The sequence below is a fragment of the Microbacterium sp. cf046 genome, from assembly GCF_900114345.1.
Classification (GTDB): domain Bacteria; phylum Actinomycetota; class Actinomycetes; order Actinomycetales; family Microbacteriaceae; genus Microbacterium.
Genome location: NZ_FOZJ01000002.1, coordinates 261,180 through 277,905, shown reverse-complemented (window position 1 = coordinate 277,905; position 16,726 = coordinate 261,180). Strand labels below are relative to the sequence as shown.

Here is a 16,726-nt window from a genome sequence, read left to right as displayed (position 1 = left end):
GCTCGCTGCATGGGGAGCATGGGGGATGACCACTACTTCAGCGCGTCACCCGCCAGTGCCGAGAATCTCCGCCGCATCCGTGTCACGCTGGCCGGCTCCGAGGCCGAGGTGACCACGGCAGGCGGTGTGTTCAGTCCGGATCACATCGATTCGGGAACCGCCGTCCTGCTGGCCAACACGCCTCCCCCGCCGCCCGGTGGACATCTGCTCGATCTGGGCAGTGGCTGGGGGCCGATCGCACTGTCACTGGCCATCGAGTCGCCGCACGCGACCGTGTGGGCGGTCGATGTGAACGAGCGGGCTCTGGACCTGGTGCGACGCAACGCCGATTCGCTGGGCCTTGAGAATGTGAACGCCGTGAGGCCCGACGATGTTCCCGACGACGTGACCTTCCGCACCATCCGCTCGAATCCTCCGATCCGCGTCGGCAAGCACGAGCTGCACGGGCTCCTGGAGCGGTGGATCCCACGCCTGGATGAGCGGTCCGACGCGTGGCTCGTGGTGCAGCGCAACCTCGGATCCGATTCGCTGCAGCGCTGGTTGGCCGCATCCTTCACACCCGGCTACAGCGTGCACCGCGCGGCGACGGGTCGCGGATTCCGGGTCCTGAAGGTGCGGAAGCACGGCAGCCCGCATACGGACGAGATCTCGCTGCCCTGAGCGACGACCGCTTCAGGCCAGCGCGACCTCGCCCGAGTAGACGAGCGACGCGGGACCCGAGAGCAGGACGTGCAGATCGCCGCGCACGCGCTGCATCCGCACCCCGAGGGTGCCACCCGGAACCTCGACGGTCCATCGGTCGGGCGCCGCCTGGCCGGCCCAGTGCCGCACGGCGAGTGCTGCCGCCGCGACCCCGGTGCCGCAGCTGAGGGTTTCGCCGACCCCGCGCTCGAAGACGCGCATGCGGATCGATCCCACCCCTTCGCGGACCAGCGGATCGCTGGGCACCACGAACTCGATGTTCGCGCCGCGCGGCGGGTCCGGCTGCAGCTGAGGGCGGACCGTGAGATCGAGCGCCTCGAGTTCGTCGGCGTTCGAGATCGCCACGACGATGTGGGGGTTGCCGACGTCGATCCCGAGGCCGGGCCGAGGCACGCCGAGACCGCGCGCCCGCACCAGCACTTCTGCCGGGTCCACCCGCCAGGTCCCCAGGTCCGCCTCGAACCCCAGCTCGCTGCGGGTCACCGACTTCACGCCCGCGCGAGTGCCGATCAGCAGTGGGGTCTCATCGATCGTCGCCCAGCCCCCGTCGGCCAGGTACCGCGCGAACACCCGGATGCCGTTGCCGCACATCTCGGCCTTGGAGCCGTCGGCGTTGCGATAGTCCATGAACCATTCGGCTCCGGCGGTGACCGCATCCCTGCCCTCGTCGATCGCGGCGGACCGCACGACGCGGAGGATGCCGTCCGCTCCGATCCCGAATCGACGGTCGCACAGCACCGCGACCTGATCGTCGGTCAGCTCGAGTTCGCCGTCCGGATCCGGGAGCAGGACGAAGTCGTTGCCCGTCCCGTGTCCCTTGGTGAAGGCGATCGTCTGCGGCATGTCCCTAGCCTATGGGCGCCGCCGCACCGGCTCAGTCGACGACGAGGCGCTTACCGGTGGTCGTCGTGCTGAACCGCTCGTAGCCGAGGGAGTCGTAGAACCCGAGCACGTCGTCGTTGTCCGGGCGGACCATCAGCTGCACCTTGGGGCAGCCGAGCTCGAGCAGCAGCTCTTCGGCCGCGCCGACGAGCTTTCGCCCGATGCCCTGACCGCGCCGCATCGGGTCGGCAGCGAGGTAGTACAGCCACCCGCGGTGGCCGTCGTACCCGGCCATCACCGTGCCGACGATCTCATCGGCATCCACCGCGACGAGGAACAGCTCGGGCTGGACCGTGAGCTTGCGCTGGATGTCGAGGTGCGGATTGTTCCACGACCGCGTCAGCCCCGTGGCCTGCCAGAGGGCGATGACGGACTCGGTGTCGCGCAGGGCGAACGCTCGGATGGAGGTCATGAACCAAGTATCGGGGCCAGGGCGACATCCGCGCTCGACTCCGACCAGTGCACACCGGGGTAGCGCTTGAACCAGGACACCTGACGACGGGCGTACCGACGCGTGAGGGCCTGCGTCTCGGCGATGGCCTCAGCCTGCGTCATGCGACCGTCGAGCTGTCCGAGGGCCTGCGCGTAGCCGATCGCGCGGCGCGCGGTCACGCCCCGTTCGAGTCCCCGGGCTTTCAGACCTTCGACCTCCTCGAGAAGTCCGTCGCGCCACATGCCCTCGACTCGCTCGTCGAGCCGCACGACGAGCTGATCGCGCGGCACCGCGAGTCCGATGATCGTCGACGCGCGCCACGGGACCGGCTCATCGGGAAGCGTCGCGCCGTGGGTCGCCTCCCCCTGCGCGAGCACTTCGAGCGCCCGCACGATCCTGCGGCCGTTGCGCGGATCGACGCGCTCTGCCGTGTGCGGATCGGCCGCGCGGAGCCGCTCGTACATGACGCCGGGTCCATCACGATCCAGGTCCGCCTCGAGCTTCACCCGCAGCGCCTCGTCCCGCGGCGGGAACCGGAAGTCGAACAGCACGCTCGACACGTACAGCCCCGATCCCCCCACGAGGATCGCGTGCGCCCCGCGGTCCAGGACCGCGGTGACGGCGGCGCGCGCCGCCTCCTGATACCAGGCCACGGCCGCGTCGTCCGTGACATCGAGCACGTCGAGCAGATGATGCGGGATGCCGCGCCACTGGCTCACCGGGAGCTTCGCGGTGCCGATGTCCATGCCGCGATACAGCTGCATCGCGTCCGCGTTCACGATCTCAGCAGGGCGACCGCGCGCCGCGAGGGTCTCGGCCAGCCGGAGTGACAGTTCGGACTTGCCGGTGCCCGTGGCGCCGACGACCGCGTACAGCCGTGGCCCCGACTCTGCTGCCGGACCGTCGGTCGGTCGAGGCGTCACACCCCGACGCGCAGCGTCGGAAGCCCGAGCGAGACCGCACGCGGGCCGCCATCAGCGGCCGCCGCGGCTCCCGTCGCCGGGATCGCACAGGACTCGGCCTGCGTACGATCCCATGCGTCTCCAGCGCGCGTCCGGCGGATGCGCAGCGGAGTGCCGTCCGAGTCGGCGAGCAGGTGGAACGGAGCGGCGTGGGTGATCGTGACAGAGACGACGTCACCCGGTCGAGGGGTTTCACTGCCCGGGGTCACCTCGAAGTGCACGAGACGATTGTCTTCGGCGCGACCGGTCAGGCGGTGCGTCTCGGCATCCTTCTTGCCCTCACCCATCGAGACGAGCACCTCGACGGCGCGGCCGAGCTGGGCGTGATTCTCCTCGAGCGAGATCCGCTCCTGCAGCGCGATCAGCCGGTTGTACCGCTCCTGGACGACCGCTTTGGGCACCTGGTCGGGCATCGTGGCGGCCGGAGTGCCTTCGCGGATGGAGTACTGGAACGTGAACGCGCTGGAGAACCTGGACTGCTCGACGACCCGCATCGTCTCCGCGAAGTCCTCGTCGGTCTCGCCGGGGAAGCCCACGATGATGTCGGTCGTGATCGCCGCGTCCGGCATGCGGTCGCGCACGCGGTCGAGGATGCCGAGGAACTTGTCGCTGCGATATGAGCGGCGCATCGCCTTGAGGATGCGGTCGCTGCCGGACTGGAGCGGCATGTGCAGCTGGGGCATGACCGCGGGCGTCTCGGCCATCGCGTCGATCACGTCGTCGGTGAACGCCGCGGGGTGCGGGCTCGTGAAGCGGACGCGCTCGAGCCCCTCGATCTCGCCCGCAGCACGCAGGAGCTTTCCGAACGCGTGCCGGTCGCCGAACTCGACGCCGTAGGAGTTGACGTTCTGCCCGAGGAGGGTGACCTCGATCGCGCCGTCGTCGACGAGCAGCCGGATCTCATTGAGGATGTCGCCTGGGCGGCGGTCCTTCTCCTTGCCTCGCAGGCTCGGGACGATGCAGAACGTGCAGGTGTTGTTGCACCCGACCGAGATCGACACCCACCCGCTGTAGACGCTGTCGCGCTTGGTGGGCAGCGTCGAGGGAAACGTTTCGAGCGATTCGAGGATCTCGAGCTCGGCCTCGCCGTTGTGCCGGGCCCGTTCCAGCAGGCTGGGCAGCGAGCCCATGTTGTGGGTGCCGAAGACGACGTCGACCCACGGTGCCTTCTCGAGCACGGCCTGCTTGTCCATCTGCGCCATGCACCCGCCGACGGCGATCTGCATGCCGTCCTTGCGCCGCTTGACCGAGGCCAGATGCCCGAGCGTGCCGTAGAGCTTGCCGGCGGCGTTGTCGCGGACCGCGCAGGTGTTGATGATGACGACGTCCGCTTCCTCGCCGAGGGGGGCGGGGAGGTAGCCGGCGCTCTCGAGCGATCCGGACAGGCGTTCGGAGTCGTGGACGTTCATCTGGCAGCCGAACGTGCGCACTTCGTAGGTGCGGACGCGACCGTCGGATGAGAGCGCTGCTGGTGACGGCGCGATCGTCGTCGGCGCTGAGGACGGTGTGGTCATGATGGGTGCCATTCTACGTGCGCGGCCGGGAGGACCGGCCGCCCACCCAGGCTCAGCGGAACTGCACTCCGCTGCCTCCGCGCTGCTCGGTCAGGGCTGTGCGCGCCGCGGTCGATGCGACCGAACCGCCGTAGCCCCGACGCGCGAGCTGGCCCATCAGCCGCCGCATGGCCGTCTCGAGGTCGTAGCTTCGCAGACCGTGCGCCTTGCTTCGTGCGTACTCGAGCGCGCGGTCGTCATCGTCGTCCGGCAGCGCCGCCAATGCGGCGTCGGCGATGTCGCGGGCGATGCCTCGACCGCTGAGCGTCTGGGCGATCGCCCGCCTGCCCTGGCCCTTGCGGCTCGTACCTGCGTAGATGAGCTGCTCGGCGAGCACAGCGTCGTCGATCCACCCGCGGCTCGTGAACCGCTCCACGGTCGTCTCGGCGACGGAGCCGTCGATCCCGCGCTGGACGAGGAACGCGCGCGCTTCGCGCTCGGACAGCGCGCTGCGTCGCAGGCGCTTCGCGAGCAGGTCTTCGGCGTCCTCGATCGATGGCCCCTCAGACTCGGCCTCCTCGACGGGAGTCTCCGTCCGATCGTGATCATCGGGCGTCGACTCGAGCGGGATCGCCCATCGGGCGGGCGCGTCGTCTGCGGGGGCTGCGCCGGGGAGGTAGGTGACGGGGGCCAGTCGCGCGCCCCCGTCACCGTGATTGTCGGTCATCAGGCCGGGCGGCGCTTCGCCAGCTCGTCGCTGATCGGCTCGGCGACCGGCTTCGGCTGGCCGATCCCCAGCTTGACCTTGATCTTGGACTCGATGTCGGCGGCGATGTCGGGGTTCTTGAGCAGGAAGTTGCGGGCGTTCTCCTTGCCCTGGCCGAGCTGCTCGCCGTCGTACGTGTACCATGCGCCGGACTTCTTGACGATCTCGTGCTCCACACCGAAATCGATCAGGCTGCCCTCGCGGGAGATCCCCGTGCCGTACAGGATGTCGAACTCGGCCTGCTTGAACGGCGGCGCCATCTTGTTCTTGACCACCTTGACGCGCGTGCGGTTTCCGACCGCGTCCGTGCCGTCCTTGAGCGTCTCGATCCGTCGGATGTCGAGACGGACCGAGGCGTAGAACTTGAGCGCCTTGCCGCCGGCGGTGGTCTCGGGGCTTCCGAAGAACACGCCGATCTTCTCGCGCAGCTGGTTGATGAAGATCATCGTGGTGTTGGTCGTGTTCAGACCGCCGGTGAGCTTGCGCAGCGCCTGCGACATGAGGCGGGCCTGCAGACCGACGTGCGAGTCGCCCATCTCGCCTTCGATCTCGGCCTTGGGCACGAGGGCCGCAACCGAGTCGATCACGATCAGATCGATCGAGCCGGAACGGATGAGCATGTCGGCGATCTCGAGCGCCTGCTCTCCGGTGTCGGGCTGCGAGACGAGCAGCTGGTCGATGTCGACGCCGAGCTTCTGCGCGTACTCGGGATCCAGAGCGTGCTCCGCGTCGATAAATGCGGCGATGCCGCCCTGCTTCTGGACGTTGGCGATCGCGTGGAGCGTGAGTGTCGTCTTTCCCGACGACTCCGGACCGTAGATCTCGACGATGCGCCCGCGAGGGAGTCCGCCGACGCCGAGTGCCACGTCGAGGGCGATGGACCCGGTCGGGATCACTTCGACCGGCGCGCGCTCGTCGCTGCCCAGTCGCATGACGGATCCCTTGCCGAACTGCCGGTCGATCTGGGCGAGGGCCGACTCGAGAGCCTTCTCGCGGTTTTCGGGTGATGGCATGGCGTGCTCCTTATGCTCGCGTTCCGTCGCCTGTAGGCTGTCGCGCTCCGTGCCGAGGCTCGGCGGGGATGCTGCGACAAGGCGTGTGGTGTCGTCTGACGTCGTTCACGCTAGGGATGGGCTCCGACATCGGTCTTCGCTCCTCACCCGTCCTGTGCAAAACGCACTCGCGACACCTGCTGTGCAGAAGCCTATGCATTCGTCGAACGAATATTCGACGACACGCCGTGCAGAAATCGGTTGTCGAGTAGCGCGCGCAGCGCGCGCATCGAGAAACGACGACACGCCGTGCAGAAATCTGGTTCGCTGCGCGTCTTCGAGACACGACGGCACGCGCGCCGAAGGCGCCGATCCGTCAGCGCCCGGGCAAAGGCCCGGTCAGCGCTGCTTCGCCTCGAGCCGCCCGACGCCGTACCGGCGTTCGAGCGGAACGTCCATCTCGGCGCAGAGCGCGAGCCACACCTCGCGTGCCGGGATGCCGGCGTCGAGCGCCTGCGTCGCAGTGCGGTCGCCGACGTCCGCCAGCACCAGATCCGCGAGGAGGGCGCTGCCCTGCGCGCCGAACTCGTCCTTGACGGCGCGGTCGAATTCGCTGCGACGCACGGGGCGGTCAGCGCAGCGAGAGCTCGGCGTCGACCGAGGCGACGAGGTCGTCCGGGACCACGTCGGGGAAGGTCTGGATGCCCTCGAGCACGGAGATGCGGTCTCCGACTTCGCGCATGATGATCGAGATGGGCACGTCGAGGGCTTCCGCCACCGACGCGAGGATCTCGCTCGACGCTTCCTTCTGACCGCGCTCCACTTCGCTCAGGTAGCCGAGCGCGACGCTGGCGCGGCTCGCGACCTGACGGAGGGTACGGCCCTTCTGCTGCCGGAAGTCACGAAGGACTTCGCCGATTTCTTGTCGTACCAGGATCATGATGGGCCCCCTCCTCACTTCTGATTCCGCCGTATCCGGGTGGATAACAGTACAACACCGGATGAGGTCAATCTAATCCCGTGTGCTGGGGAATGGGTGGGAATCGCCGAATGTAACCGACACGAAACACTGTCTGTTCCCGACGTCGCCGTCGATGTCAGCGCAGCGCTTCCAGCGCCAGCGACAGAGCGCTGCGGGTCGCTTCGGCGCGGATCTGCGGCCGGGTCCCGGACAGCGCCGGCGACCGCACGAGGATGCCATCCGGCGTCGCGACCGCGATGTGCACGGTGCCGACCGGCCGGCCGTCCTGGGCAGTCGGGCCGGCGACACCGGTGGTCGCGATCCCGACATCGGCCGGGATGCCGTCCACTGCAGCGGCGCGGCGAACGCCCTCGGCCATCTGCCGCGCGACCTCCGGGTGCACCGCGCCTTCGGCCTCCAGGAGCGCGGCATCCACCCCGAGGAGCGTGTGCTTGAGCGGCGTCGCATACGCGACGACGGCGCCGCGGACGGACGCGGATGCGCCCGGGATCGCGATCAGCGCGGCCACCACGAGTCCCCCGGTCAGAGATTCGGCGACCGCCACCGTCCAGCCGCGCGCGGTCAGGCGATCCACCACGGCGGCGGCGGTCACTTCGGCCGCTTCGAGCGCGGCATCCGTCACGCGGCGCTCCTGCCGCGACGGGCCCCCCGCACTTCGGTGATGACGTAGTCGATGCCGCTCGCGACCGTGAGGATGACCGCGATCGTCATCGTGACCCCGTTGACCCAGAAGATCCAGTCGCCGAGCACGGTCCACAGCGGCAGCAGCGCGAGCGAGAGTGCGACGGCCTGCGCGAGCGTCTTGAGCTTGCCCATCCATGCGGCCGCAACCACGTGGTCGCTGGCCACGATCAGGCGATGCACCGTGATGCCGACCTCGCGGATGAGCACAACGATCGTGATCCACCACGGCAGCTCGCCGAGGATCGACAGGCCGATGAATGCGAACCCGGTGAGCACCTTGTCGGCGATCGGGTCGAGGAGCTTGCCGAGGTCGGTGACGATCTCATACCTGCGGGCGATCCAGCCGTCGATGCCGTCGGTCGCGATCGCGACGATGAACAGCACTGCCGCCCACCAGCGCAGCGGTCCGTCGGCTCCGCCGTCGACGAGCAGCATCCAGAGGAAGACCGGCGCCATCAGGATGCGCACGATCGTGATCGTGTTGGGCAGCTGCCGCGGCACGGCCATCAGTCGCGACCCGTCAGTCCCCAGGCGTCTTCGTCGCCGTCCGCATCCGCGTCGACGACCGGATACCCGTCGAACTGCGCGTCGACCGGGTCACCGGAGGCGGAGGGGGCGTCATCGCCCCGCAGCCTCGCGAGCACCTCGGGCAGCTGCTCGACGCTGACCAGCACATCGCGGGCCTTGGAGCCCTCGGAGGGCCCCACGATCTCGCGGGATTCGAGCAGGTCCATCAGGCGCCCGGCCTTCGCGAAGCCGACCCGCAGCTTGCGCTGGAGCATGGAGGTCGAGCCGAACTGCGTCGAGACGATGAGCTCGGTGGCGGCCAGCAGCAGCTCGAGGTCGTCGCCGATGTCGGCGTCGATCTCCTTCTTCTCGGCGACGACGGCGACCTCGCGGTACTCGGGCCGCGCCTGCGCGGTGACGTGCTTGACGACACGCTCGATCTCCGCCTCGCTCACCCATGCGCCCTGCACGCGGATCGCCTTCGAGGCGCCCATCGGGAGGAAGAGCCCGTCGCCCTGCCCGATCAGGCGATCGGCGCCGGGCTGGTCGAGGATGACGCGCGAGTCGGTCACGCTCGTCACGGCGAACGCGAGCCGCGAAGGCACGTTCGCCTTGATGAGGCCGGTCACGACATCGACGGACGGACGCTGCGTGGCCAGGACGAGGTGGATGCCGGATGCCCGGGCCAGCTGCGTGATGCGCACGATCGAGTCCTCCACGTCCCGCGGGGCGACCATCATCAGGTCGGCGAGCTCGTCGACGACGACGAGGAGGTACGGGTAGGGCTTGAGGACCCGCTCGCTGCCGGGCGGCACGACGACCTCGCCGGCGACGACTGCGCGGTTGAAGTCGTCGATGTGGCGGTAGCCGAACGACGCGAGGTCGTCGTACCGCATGTCCATCTCCTTGACGACCCACTGCAGCGCCTCGGCCGCCTTCTTCGGGTTGGTGATGATCGGGGTGATCAGATGCGGCACGCCCGCGTAGGAGGTCAGCTCGACGCGCTTCGGGTCGATCAGCACCATGCGCACATCGGAGGGCTTGGCCTGCATCAGCAGGCTCGTGATCATCGAGTTCACGAAGCTCGACTTGCCGGAGCCGGTGGAGCCCGCCACCAGCAGGTGGGGCATCTTGGCGAGGTTGGCGACGACGTACCCGCCGCCGACGTCCTTGCCGACGCCGATCGTCATCGGGTGCGTCGCCTGCTGGGCCGCCGCCGAGCGCAGCACGTCGCCGAGTGTCACGATCTCGCGGTCGGCGTTGGGGATCTCGACCCCGATCGCGCTCTTGCCGGGGATCGGCGCGAGGATGCGCACCTCGTTCGAGGCGACCGCGTAGGCGATGTTGTTCGTGAGCGCGGTGATCCGCTCGACCTTGACGCCGGGTCCGACCTCGATCTCGTACTGGGTGACGGTCGGCCCCCGGGAGAATCCGGTCACCCGGGCGTCGACCTGGAACTGCTGCAGCACGCTCGTGATCGAGGCGACGACGGCGTCGTTCGCGGCGGAACGGGCTTTGTGCGGCGTGCCCGCCGCGAGCGCGTTCACCGAGGGGAGGCGGTACGGCGCGATCGGCGCCTGCCGCGGACCGTCGCCGCCGAGACCGGACAGGCCGGGGAGCACGCCGTCGTCGAGCGGCGTGGCGGTCTCGTCGTCGCGGATGCCGGTCTCGGCCTTCTTGGCGGCGCGCGCGCCGCCCGCGAGGATCGCCGGATCGATGACCTCGGTGAGCGCCTCCGAGGGCGGCGGTGGCGGGATCGTCACGGCGGCCTGCTCGAAGCCGCCCTGCGCGGCCCCGGGCGGCAGCAGCTCGGTGAGATCCTGCGATCCGATCCCGCCGTCGACGTCCTTCTCGCGGCCGGTCTTGTTCCGCCGCCACCACGGCAGCGACGGGTCGTCGTCGGCGCCATCATCGCCTTCGGCGTCGTCGGCGGGCACGGGGCGCTCGGCGTCGAACATCCAGGTGTACAGGTCGCCGAGCCGGCGGCCGATCCGGTTCGGCGGTGTCTTGGTGAGGATCAGGATGCTGAGCGCGGTCAGCACACCCAGGACGACCCCGGCGCCGATGTCGGTGATCAGCAGCGCGAGCGGCTCGGCCAGCATCCAGCCGAACACGCCCCCCGCTTCGCTCAGTGCGGGCAGCCCTTCGCGGGGTTGCGGCCGGCCCCCGCCGATGTGGCAGAAGCCGGCGATCGAGAGCACGAACAGAGAGAAACCGATGCCGATGCGGCCGTTGTCGTGCACGGATGCCGGATGCCGGAAGAGCCAGCCGGCGAGGAGGAGCAGCAGCACCGGGAGCACGAACGCCACCCGGCCGACCAGGCCGCCGGCGGTGTAGGCGCTGATGGTCTGCGCGATCTGGTTGCCGATGAAGAACCACTCCACGACCGCGCCGGCGATCGCGAGCAGCACGATGAGGAACGGGAGCCCGTCTCGGCGCTGGTCCTTCTCCAGGGTCTCCGGCCCGAAGGCCCGGAACAGGCCGCCGGTGCCGTGCGCGATGCCCATCCACGCGCGGACCACGAGCGGCGGCTTCTCGGACTCGCCGACATAGCGCTTGGGTGCCGGGGCGGGCTTGCGGGCGCGCGAGGAGGACGCGTTCGCGGGCGCGCGACCGTTCTTGGTCGGGCTTGTGCTCCTGGCCATGTCCCCACGCTACGGCGATGGCGTGTGAAACGCCCGCAACGACGCGGCATGGGCACCCGTCACGGCAGGCGCATCCTCACCGCAGACGCACCTGTCACCGCAGGCGCATCCTCACCGCAGACGCTTCACCATCGTGTCGCGGCCGATCCCGCTCTGGGTGACCGCGAAGCCCTCGCTGCGGTACAGCGTCACGGCGAAGTTGCCGCGCTCGACGCTCAGGCTCAGTCGCGCGTAGCCGTCCGTGCGGGCCTGCTGGGTGAGCGCCTGCAGGAGCGTCCGACCGACCCCGTGCGCGCGCCAGATCGGGCGCACGCCGATGATGAGCTCCGGGACGCCGGTGCCGACGTAGCCGAAGCCCGGATCGCTGCGCGGCAGCAGGCGGTACCACGCCGCGCCGATCGGCTCGCCGGCGGCGTCCAGCGCGACGAAGCCCGCGTCGCTCGGGCGCTTCCAGCCCGAGACGTAGCGGCTGTGCTCGGGCTCGGTGAGCACCTGGTGCTTGGGGCGTGCGGCGCCCGGCCGCCAGTTGGCGGCCTCGACGACCATGTCGCCGAGGAAAGCGCCGTCGGCTTGGCCGGCCGCACGAACGCTGAAGGATGCCATCGCCCGATTTTACCCGGGCGCAGCGGCCCGCCCCGACCGCGCGACAGTCCGCCCGCGTGCGGCTAGGCCTCGATCACGAGCGGCACGATCATGGGCCTGCGGCGCAGCTGCTGGTTGACCCAGCGGCCGATCACGCGGCGCACGACCTGCGAGAGCGCGTGGGTGTCGCGCACGCCCGACTGCGCGGCCTCGGCGAGGGCCGAGGCGATCTTCGGCTTGACGCTGTCGAAGACGGTGTCGTCCTCTGCGAAGCCGCGTGCGTGGATCTCGGGCCCGGTGATGATCCGCCCGGTGGCGGCATCCACCACGACGATCACGGAGATGAAGCCCTCCTCCCCCAGGATGCGCCGATCCTTGAGGTCGGCCTCGGTGATCTCGCCGACCGTGGAGCCGTCCACGTAGACGAAGCCGAGGTCGAGCTGGCCGACGACCTCCGCGATGCCGTCCTTGAGGTCGATCACGGTGCCGTTCTCACCCAGGATCGTCCGCTCGGCAGGGATGCCGGTGTCCTGCGCGAGCCGCGAGTTGGCCATCAGGTGGCGGTACTCGCCGTGCACGGGAAGCACGTTGCGCGGCTTGAGGATGTTGTAGCAGTACAGCAGCTCCCCCGCGGCGGCGTGTCCGGAGACGTGCACCTTCGCGTTGCCCTTGTGGACGACGTTCGCACCGAGCTTGGTGAGTCCGTCGATCACCCGGTAGACCGCGTTCTCGTTCCCGGGGATGAGGCTGGAGGCGAGGATGACGGTGTCTCCCGGACCGGGCTCGATCTCGTGGTCGTTGTTGGCCATCCGGCTGAGCACGGCCATCGGCTCGCCCTGGGAGCCGGTCGACATGTAGACGACCTTGTCGTCCGGCAGGTCCCGCGCCTTCTTGTAGTCGATGAAGACGCCCTCGGGCACGTGGAGGTAGCCGAGCTCCTCGGCGATGCCCATGTTGCGCACCATGCTGCGACCCAGGAGCGCGACGCGGCGGCCGTGCGCGGCCGCCGCGTCCAGCACCTGCTGCACCCGATGGACATGGCTCGAGAAGCTTGCGACGATCACGCGGCGCGGCGCCTTGCCGATGACCTGATCGAGCACGGGGCCGATGCTCCGCTCGAGCGGCGTGAAGCCCGGCACGTCGGCATTGGTCGAGTCCACGAGGAACAGGTCGACGCCCTCCTCGCCGAGCCGCGCGAACGCGCGCAGGTCGGTGAGCCGGCCGTCCAGCGGAAGCTGATCCATCTTGAAGTCACCGGTCGCGAGCACGAGCCCTGCGGGCGTGCGGATCGCCACGGCGAGCGCGTCGGGAATCGAGTGGTTCACCGCGATGAACTCGAGATCGAACGGACCGACCCGCTCGTGCTGGCCCTCGGTGACCGTCAGCGTGTACGGCTTGATCCGATGCTCCTTGAGCTTGGCCTCGATGAGCGCGAGGGTCAGCCCGGAGCCGATGAGCGGGATGTCCTGCTTGAGCTTGAGCAGGTACGGAACCGCGCCGATGTGGTCCTCATGGCCGTGGGTCAGCACGACCGCGACCACGTCGTCGAGCCGGTTCTTGATCGGCTCGAAGTCGGGCAGGATCAGGTCGACGCCGGGCTGGTGCTCCTCGGGGAACAGGACCCCGCAGTCCACGATCAGCAGCTTGCCGCCGTACTCGAACACGGTCATGTTGCGGCCGACCTCGCCGAGTCCGCCGAGCGGCGTCACGCGCAGGGTTCCCGGCTCGAGGGCGGGCGGGTCGTACACGGTGCTGGGCATCAGACACCTTCCTCGGGATGCCGGAGCATCCGCTTTCGCGCGCGCGACCGCTCAGCGGTTCGCGTGTCGCATCATCTTGTGGTTCCAGAGACCTTCGGCAGCGCTCCGCCGGCGGCGGCGTTGCGATCGGGGCGGAAGTTGGAGAAGTCGGCGCCGGGAACATCGCGCACGAGCGCGAGCTCGTCCTCGATCTTCGCGGCCTCCCACTCTTCGGGGCCGACCAGTGGCAGCCGCACGCGCGGGCTCCCGATTCGGCCGAGCCCGTGCAGGATGTACTTCGCCGACACGGTGCCGGGCACATGCGTCATGACGGCCCGGACGAGCGGCTCGACCTGCTGGTGCGCGGCGGTCGCGGCCTTCAGATCGCCCCGGTTGACGGCATCCACGATCGCCCGATACGGCTGGGCGGCGATGTTCGCCGTCACGCCGATCAGACCGGTGGCGCCGATCGACAGGTGCGGGAGGACGTTGGCGTCGTCGCCGGAGAAGTACATCAGATCGGTCTGGTTGAGCACGCGGCTGACCTCGCTGAAGTCGCCCTTCGCGTCCTTGATCGCGAGCACGTTCGGGTGCTTGGCGATCCGGACGATCGTCTCGTACCTGATCGGCACGCCCGTCCGCCCGGGGATGTCGTAGAGGATGACCGGAAGGTCGGTGGCGTCCGCGACGAGCCGGAAGTGGGTGAGCACGCCGGCCTGCGTGGGCTTGTTGTAGTACGGCGTGACGATCATGATGCCGTCGGCGCCGACCTTCTCGCTGGCCTTGTACAGCTCGATCGCATGCGCGGTCTCGTTCGAGCCGCCGCCGGTGATGATCTTCGCCCGCCCCGATGCGACGTCCTTGCCGACCTCGACCAGTCGGATCTTCTCGGCATCCGTCAACGTGCTCGTCTCACCGGTAGTACCCGTGACCACGATTCCGTCCGCGCCGGCGGTGATGACGTCGTCCATGTGCTTCTCGACGGCGGGCCAATCGACCTCGCCGTCGGCTGTCATGGGGGTGACGAGCGCGACGAGCACCTGACCGAAGGGGTTGCCGGTGTGCGTCATGGCTTCAGGCTATCGGCTCGCCGGAGGGCGGTCATCCGCCGCGGTCAGCGCCCGCGCTCGCCCGCCCGCGCGACCAGGTCGGCCGGCAGGACGCGTGTCAGCGCGACGATCGCCTTGTACCTCAGGGACGGCACCGAGACCGCCTTGCCGCGGGCGACGTCGCGCAGCGATTCCGCGACGACGTCGCGGGCGTCGAGCCACATCCAGCCGGGCACGCCCTCCGCGCCGGGAGCCAGACCCATGCGCTCGTGGAAGTTCGTATGGGTGAACCCCGGGCACACGGCGGTCACGGTCACGCCTCGCTGCGAGTACCGGCCGTTCGCCCAGCGGCTGAAGCTGATCAGCCAGCCCTTGTTCGCGCCGTAGGTCGAGCGCGGGATGAAGCCGGCGACCGAGGCGACGTTGACGATGCGGCCGCTCCGGCGCTGGAGCATCGGGCCGAGCGCGGCGTGCGTGAGACGCATCGGGACTTCGACCAGCAGCTGGAGGTGGCGCACCTCGTCGTCGATGTCGTTGCGCTCGAATTTCAGGTCGAGCCCGAACCCCGCGTTGTTCACGAGCATGTCGATCGGGCGCTCGACGTCCTCGAGCCGGCGCACCACCTTCTCGAGCTGGCGCGGGACGACGAGGTCGGCGGCGAGCACCTCGACCTCGACGCGGGAGCGCGAGGAGATCTCGCCCGCAAGCGCCGTGAGCGCCGTCTTGTCGCGGGCGACGAGCACGAGGTCGACATGCCGGGCGGCGAGCTGGCGCGCGTACTCCGCGCCCAGACCGGAGCTCGCCCCGGTGATCAGTGCGGTCTTGGCCATGCGGACGAGCCTAGGACGCGCGCTCGTAGCGGAGGAAGCGATAGCGGATGCCGCTCCGCGAGGTGTGCGCGCCGTCGGGCGGATCGAACTCGATCACGCGGAACCGCGTCTTCTCGATCGCGGGTGCGCGCACGTCGTCGGGCAGCGGGCTGAAACCGGCGACATCGGTCAGCTCGGTCACCTCGAGGCGATCCGCGTCGGGGATGGCGAGGGCGAAGATCGCGCCGCCGCCGATGACCCAGATCCACTCCGGTTCGTCGGCTGCGGCCAGCTGGAGTCCCTCGTCGAGCGAGCCGGCGCGTGCCGCGCCCTCACCCTCCCAGTCGTCCTGCCGGGTGACCACGATGTTGCGGCGTCCCGGAAGCGGCTTGTAGCGGGGGTCCAGCGAGTCCCAGGTGCCGCGCCCCATGACGACCGGCGAGCCGACCGTGATGGCCTTGAAGTGCGCCAGGTCCTCCGGCACGTACCACGGCATTCCGCCGTCGCGACCGATGACGCCGTCCTGCGCCTGCGCCCAGATCAGGCCGATCCGAGGAGCACGGGTCATACCGCGACGGCCCCGCGGATCGCGGGATGGTGCTGATAGTCCTCGATGAGGAAGTCGTCGTACTCGTAGTCGAAGATCGAGTCGGGTGTGCGGAGGATGCGCAGTGCGGGCGGCGCGAACGGCTCACGCTCGAGCTGCAGCCGGACCTGATCGACGTGGTTGTCGTAGATGTGGCAGTCGCCGCCCGTCCATACGAAGTCGCCGACCGCGAGACCGGTCTGCTGGGCGATCATGTGCGTGAGCAGCGCGTAGCTTGCGATGTTGAACGGCACGCCGAGGAACAGGTCGGCGCTGCGCTGATAGAGCTGACACGACAGCCGCCCGTCGGCGACGTAGAACTGGAACAGCGCGTGGCAGGGCGCGAGCGCCATGTCGGGGATGTCGGCCGGGTTCCAGGCCGACACGATGAGGCGCCGGGAGTCGGGATTGCGACGGATCTCCTCGACGACCCCGGCGATCTGATCGATCGTCTCGCCCGACGGGGTCGGCCAGGATCGCCACTGCACTCCGTAGACGGGGCCGAGCTCCCCCTGCTCATCAGCCCATTCGTCCCAGATGGTCACGCCGTGATCCCGCAGCCACGCGACGTTGGATTCGCCCCGCAGGAACCACAGGAGTTCGTACGCGATCGACTTCATGTGGACGCGCTTGGTGGTCACCAGCGGGAAGCCCTGCGACAGGTCGAAGCGCAGCTGGCGCCCGAAGACGCTGCGCGTGCCGGTTCCGGTGCGATCGGTCTTGACGGTGCCGTGCTCGAGCACGTCGCGCAGGAGGTCTTCGTAGGGCGTCGGGATGGTCTCTGACATCGAGTCGATGGTATCCCTCGCCCGCAGCCCCTGGGCGGAGCCGATCGAGCGATTGTTACGACCCGTCGTGTCACAGGAGCGGCATCCTGCTCCTATTCAGCCGCATTCAGTTAGCCTGGGGAGCT

At 69.3% G+C, this 16,726-nt stretch carries 18 protein-coding genes; 1 reads left to right on the top strand and 17 read right to left on the bottom strand.

Annotated features, from left to right (window positions below; all coding sequences use genetic code 11):
• The first annotated feature begins 18 nt into the window (after positions 1-18).
• Positions 19-660, top strand: a complete 642-nt coding sequence (locus BM349_RS07465) for a class I SAM-dependent methyltransferase (protein ID WP_091705698.1) — start codon at positions 19-21, stop codon at positions 658-660.
• 12 nt (positions 661-672) lie between these two features.
• Here BM349_RS07465 and dapF read toward each other — a convergent pair whose 3' ends face one another.
• From dapF to BM349_RS07380, 17 genes are all read right to left on the bottom strand, one after another.
• A complete protein-coding gene (gene dapF / locus BM349_RS07460) occupies positions 673-1,545 on the bottom strand; it encodes a diaminopimelate epimerase (protein ID WP_091705696.1) in 873 nt (290 codons plus the stop codon).
• Positions 1,546-1,576: 31 nt separating this feature from the next.
• The gene (locus BM349_RS07455) at positions 1,577-1,996 is read right to left on the bottom strand and encodes a GNAT family acetyltransferase (RefSeq protein ID WP_091705694.1); all 420 of its coding nucleotides are present in this window, start codon (positions 1,994-1,996) and stop codon (positions 1,577-1,579) included.
• The gene (miaA, locus tag BM349_RS07450) at positions 1,993-2,940 is read right to left on the bottom strand and encodes a tRNA (adenosine(37)-N6)-dimethylallyltransferase MiaA (RefSeq protein ID WP_091705692.1); all 948 of its coding nucleotides are present in this window, start codon (positions 2,938-2,940) and stop codon (positions 1,993-1,995) included. Before miaA ends, BM349_RS07455 begins: the two co-directional genes overlap by 4 nt.
• Positions 2,937-4,493 carry a tRNA (N6-isopentenyl adenosine(37)-C2)-methylthiotransferase MiaB gene (gene miaB, locus BM349_RS07445; RefSeq protein WP_091707186.1) on the bottom strand — a complete coding sequence of 519 codons (1,557 nt, stop codon included), beginning with the start codon at positions 4,491-4,493 and terminating at the stop codon, positions 2,937-2,939. Before miaB ends, miaA begins: the two co-directional genes overlap by 4 nt.
• Before the next feature lie 52 nt (positions 4,494-4,545).
• The gene (locus BM349_RS07440) at positions 4,546-5,199 is read right to left on the bottom strand and encodes a regulatory protein RecX (RefSeq protein ID WP_091705689.1); all 654 of its coding nucleotides are present in this window, start codon (positions 5,197-5,199) and stop codon (positions 4,546-4,548) included.
• Entirely contained in the window at positions 5,199-6,251 is a 1,053-nt protein-coding gene (gene recA / locus BM349_RS07435) for a recombinase RecA (RefSeq protein ID WP_091705686.1), read from the bottom strand. Before recA ends, BM349_RS07440 begins: the two co-directional genes overlap by 1 nt.
• Before the next feature lie 378 nt (positions 6,252-6,629).
• A complete protein-coding gene (locus BM349_RS07430) occupies positions 6,630-6,854 on the bottom strand; it encodes a DUF3046 domain-containing protein (RefSeq protein WP_091705683.1) in 225 nt (74 codons plus the stop codon).
• A 7-nt stretch (positions 6,855-6,861) separates the two neighbouring features.
• Positions 6,862-7,170 (bottom strand): helix-turn-helix domain-containing protein, encoded by a 309-nt coding sequence (locus BM349_RS07425; protein WP_091705681.1) that lies wholly within the window; start codon positions 7,168-7,170, stop codon positions 6,862-6,864.
• A gap of 157 nt (positions 7,171-7,327) precedes the next feature.
• Positions 7,328-7,834: a CinA family protein gene (locus BM349_RS07420; protein ID WP_091705678.1), complete on the bottom strand. Its 507-nt coding sequence runs from the start codon at positions 7,832-7,834 to the stop codon at positions 7,328-7,330.
• Entirely contained in the window at positions 7,831-8,403 is a 573-nt protein-coding gene (gene pgsA / locus BM349_RS07415; RefSeq protein WP_091705676.1) for a CDP-diacylglycerol--glycerol-3-phosphate 3-phosphatidyltransferase, read from the bottom strand. Before pgsA ends, BM349_RS07420 begins: the two co-directional genes overlap by 4 nt.
• A complete protein-coding gene (locus BM349_RS07410) occupies positions 8,403-11,048 on the bottom strand; it encodes an FtsK/SpoIIIE family DNA translocase (RefSeq protein ID WP_091705674.1) in 2,646 nt (881 codons plus the stop codon). The genes pgsA and BM349_RS07410 overlap by 1 nt, the downstream gene beginning before the upstream one ends.
• Positions 11,049-11,159: 111 nt before the next feature.
• Positions 11,160-11,651 (bottom strand): GNAT family N-acetyltransferase, encoded by a 492-nt coding sequence (locus tag BM349_RS07405; RefSeq protein WP_091705671.1) that lies wholly within the window; start codon positions 11,649-11,651, stop codon positions 11,160-11,162.
• Between the two features lie 62 nt (positions 11,652-11,713).
• A complete protein-coding gene (locus tag BM349_RS07400) occupies positions 11,714-13,390 on the bottom strand; it encodes a ribonuclease J (RefSeq protein WP_091705669.1) in 1,677 nt (558 codons plus the stop codon).
• Positions 13,391-13,461: 71 nt separating this feature from the next.
• Positions 13,462-14,439 carry a 4-hydroxy-tetrahydrodipicolinate synthase gene (dapA, locus tag BM349_RS07395; RefSeq protein ID WP_091705666.1) on the bottom strand — a complete coding sequence of 326 codons (978 nt, stop codon included), beginning with the start codon at positions 14,437-14,439 and terminating at the stop codon, positions 13,462-13,464.
• A 44-nt stretch (positions 14,440-14,483) separates the two neighbouring features.
• Positions 14,484-15,248 (bottom strand): SDR family NAD(P)-dependent oxidoreductase, encoded by a 765-nt coding sequence (locus BM349_RS07390; protein ID WP_091705665.1) that lies wholly within the window; start codon positions 15,246-15,248, stop codon positions 14,484-14,486.
• Positions 15,249-15,258: 10 nt separating this feature from the next.
• Positions 15,259-15,795: a dihydrofolate reductase gene (locus BM349_RS07385; protein ID WP_091705663.1), complete on the bottom strand. Its 537-nt coding sequence runs from the start codon at positions 15,793-15,795 to the stop codon at positions 15,259-15,261.
• Positions 15,792-16,601, bottom strand: coding sequence for a thymidylate synthase (locus tag BM349_RS07380; protein ID WP_091705661.1), 810 nt, complete (start codon positions 16,599-16,601; stop codon positions 15,792-15,794). The genes BM349_RS07385 and BM349_RS07380 overlap by 4 nt, the downstream gene beginning before the upstream one ends.
• Positions 16,602-16,726 lie beyond the last annotated feature (125 nt).

Excerpts from the sequence above, each read along its gene's own strand:
- BM349_RS07465 (WP_091705698.1), top strand. The coding sequence starts at position 19 with ATGGGGGATGACCACTACTTCAGCGCGTCACCCGCCAGTGCCGAGAAT.
- dapF (WP_091705696.1), bottom strand. The coding sequence starts at position 1,545 with ATGCCGCAGACGATCGCCTTCACCAAGGGACACGGGACGGGCAACGAC.
- BM349_RS07455 (WP_091705694.1), bottom strand. The coding sequence starts at position 1,996 with ATGACCTCCATCCGAGCGTTCGCCCTGCGCGACACCGAGTCCGTCATC.
- miaB (WP_091707186.1), bottom strand. The coding sequence starts at position 4,493 with ATGACCACACCGTCCTCAGCGCCGACGACGATCGCGCCGTCACCAGCA.
- BM349_RS07440 (WP_091705689.1), bottom strand. The coding sequence starts at position 5,199 with ATGACCGACAATCACGGTGACGGGGGCGCGCGACTGGCCCCCGTCACC.
- recA (WP_091705686.1), bottom strand. The coding sequence starts at position 6,251 with ATGCCATCACCCGAAAACCGCGAGAAGGCTCTCGAGTCGGCCCTCGCC.
- BM349_RS07425 (WP_091705681.1), bottom strand. The coding sequence starts at position 7,170 with ATGATCCTGGTACGACAAGAAATCGGCGAAGTCCTTCGTGACTTCCGG.
- pgsA (WP_091705676.1), bottom strand. The coding sequence starts at position 8,403 with ATGGCCGTGCCGCGGCAGCTGCCCAACACGATCACGATCGTGCGCATC.
- BM349_RS07410 (WP_091705674.1), bottom strand. The coding sequence starts at position 11,048 with ATGGCCAGGAGCACAAGCCCGACCAAGAACGGTCGCGCGCCCGCGAAC.
- BM349_RS07405 (WP_091705671.1), bottom strand. The coding sequence starts at position 11,651 with ATGGCATCCTTCAGCGTTCGTGCGGCCGGCCAAGCCGACGGCGCTTTC.
- BM349_RS07400 (WP_091705669.1), bottom strand. The coding sequence starts at position 13,390 with ATGCCCAGCACCGTGTACGACCCGCCCGCCCTCGAGCCGGGAACCCTG.
- dapA (WP_091705666.1), bottom strand. The coding sequence starts at position 14,439 with ATGACGCACACCGGCAACCCCTTCGGTCAGGTGCTCGTCGCGCTCGTC.
- BM349_RS07390 (WP_091705665.1), bottom strand. The coding sequence starts at position 15,248 with ATGGCCAAGACCGCACTGATCACCGGGGCGAGCTCCGGTCTGGGCGCG.
- BM349_RS07385 (WP_091705663.1), bottom strand. The coding sequence starts at position 15,795 with ATGACCCGTGCTCCTCGGATCGGCCTGATCTGGGCGCAGGCGCAGGAC.
- BM349_RS07380 (WP_091705661.1), bottom strand. The coding sequence starts at position 16,601 with ATGTCAGAGACCATCCCGACGCCCTACGAAGACCTCCTGCGCGACGTG.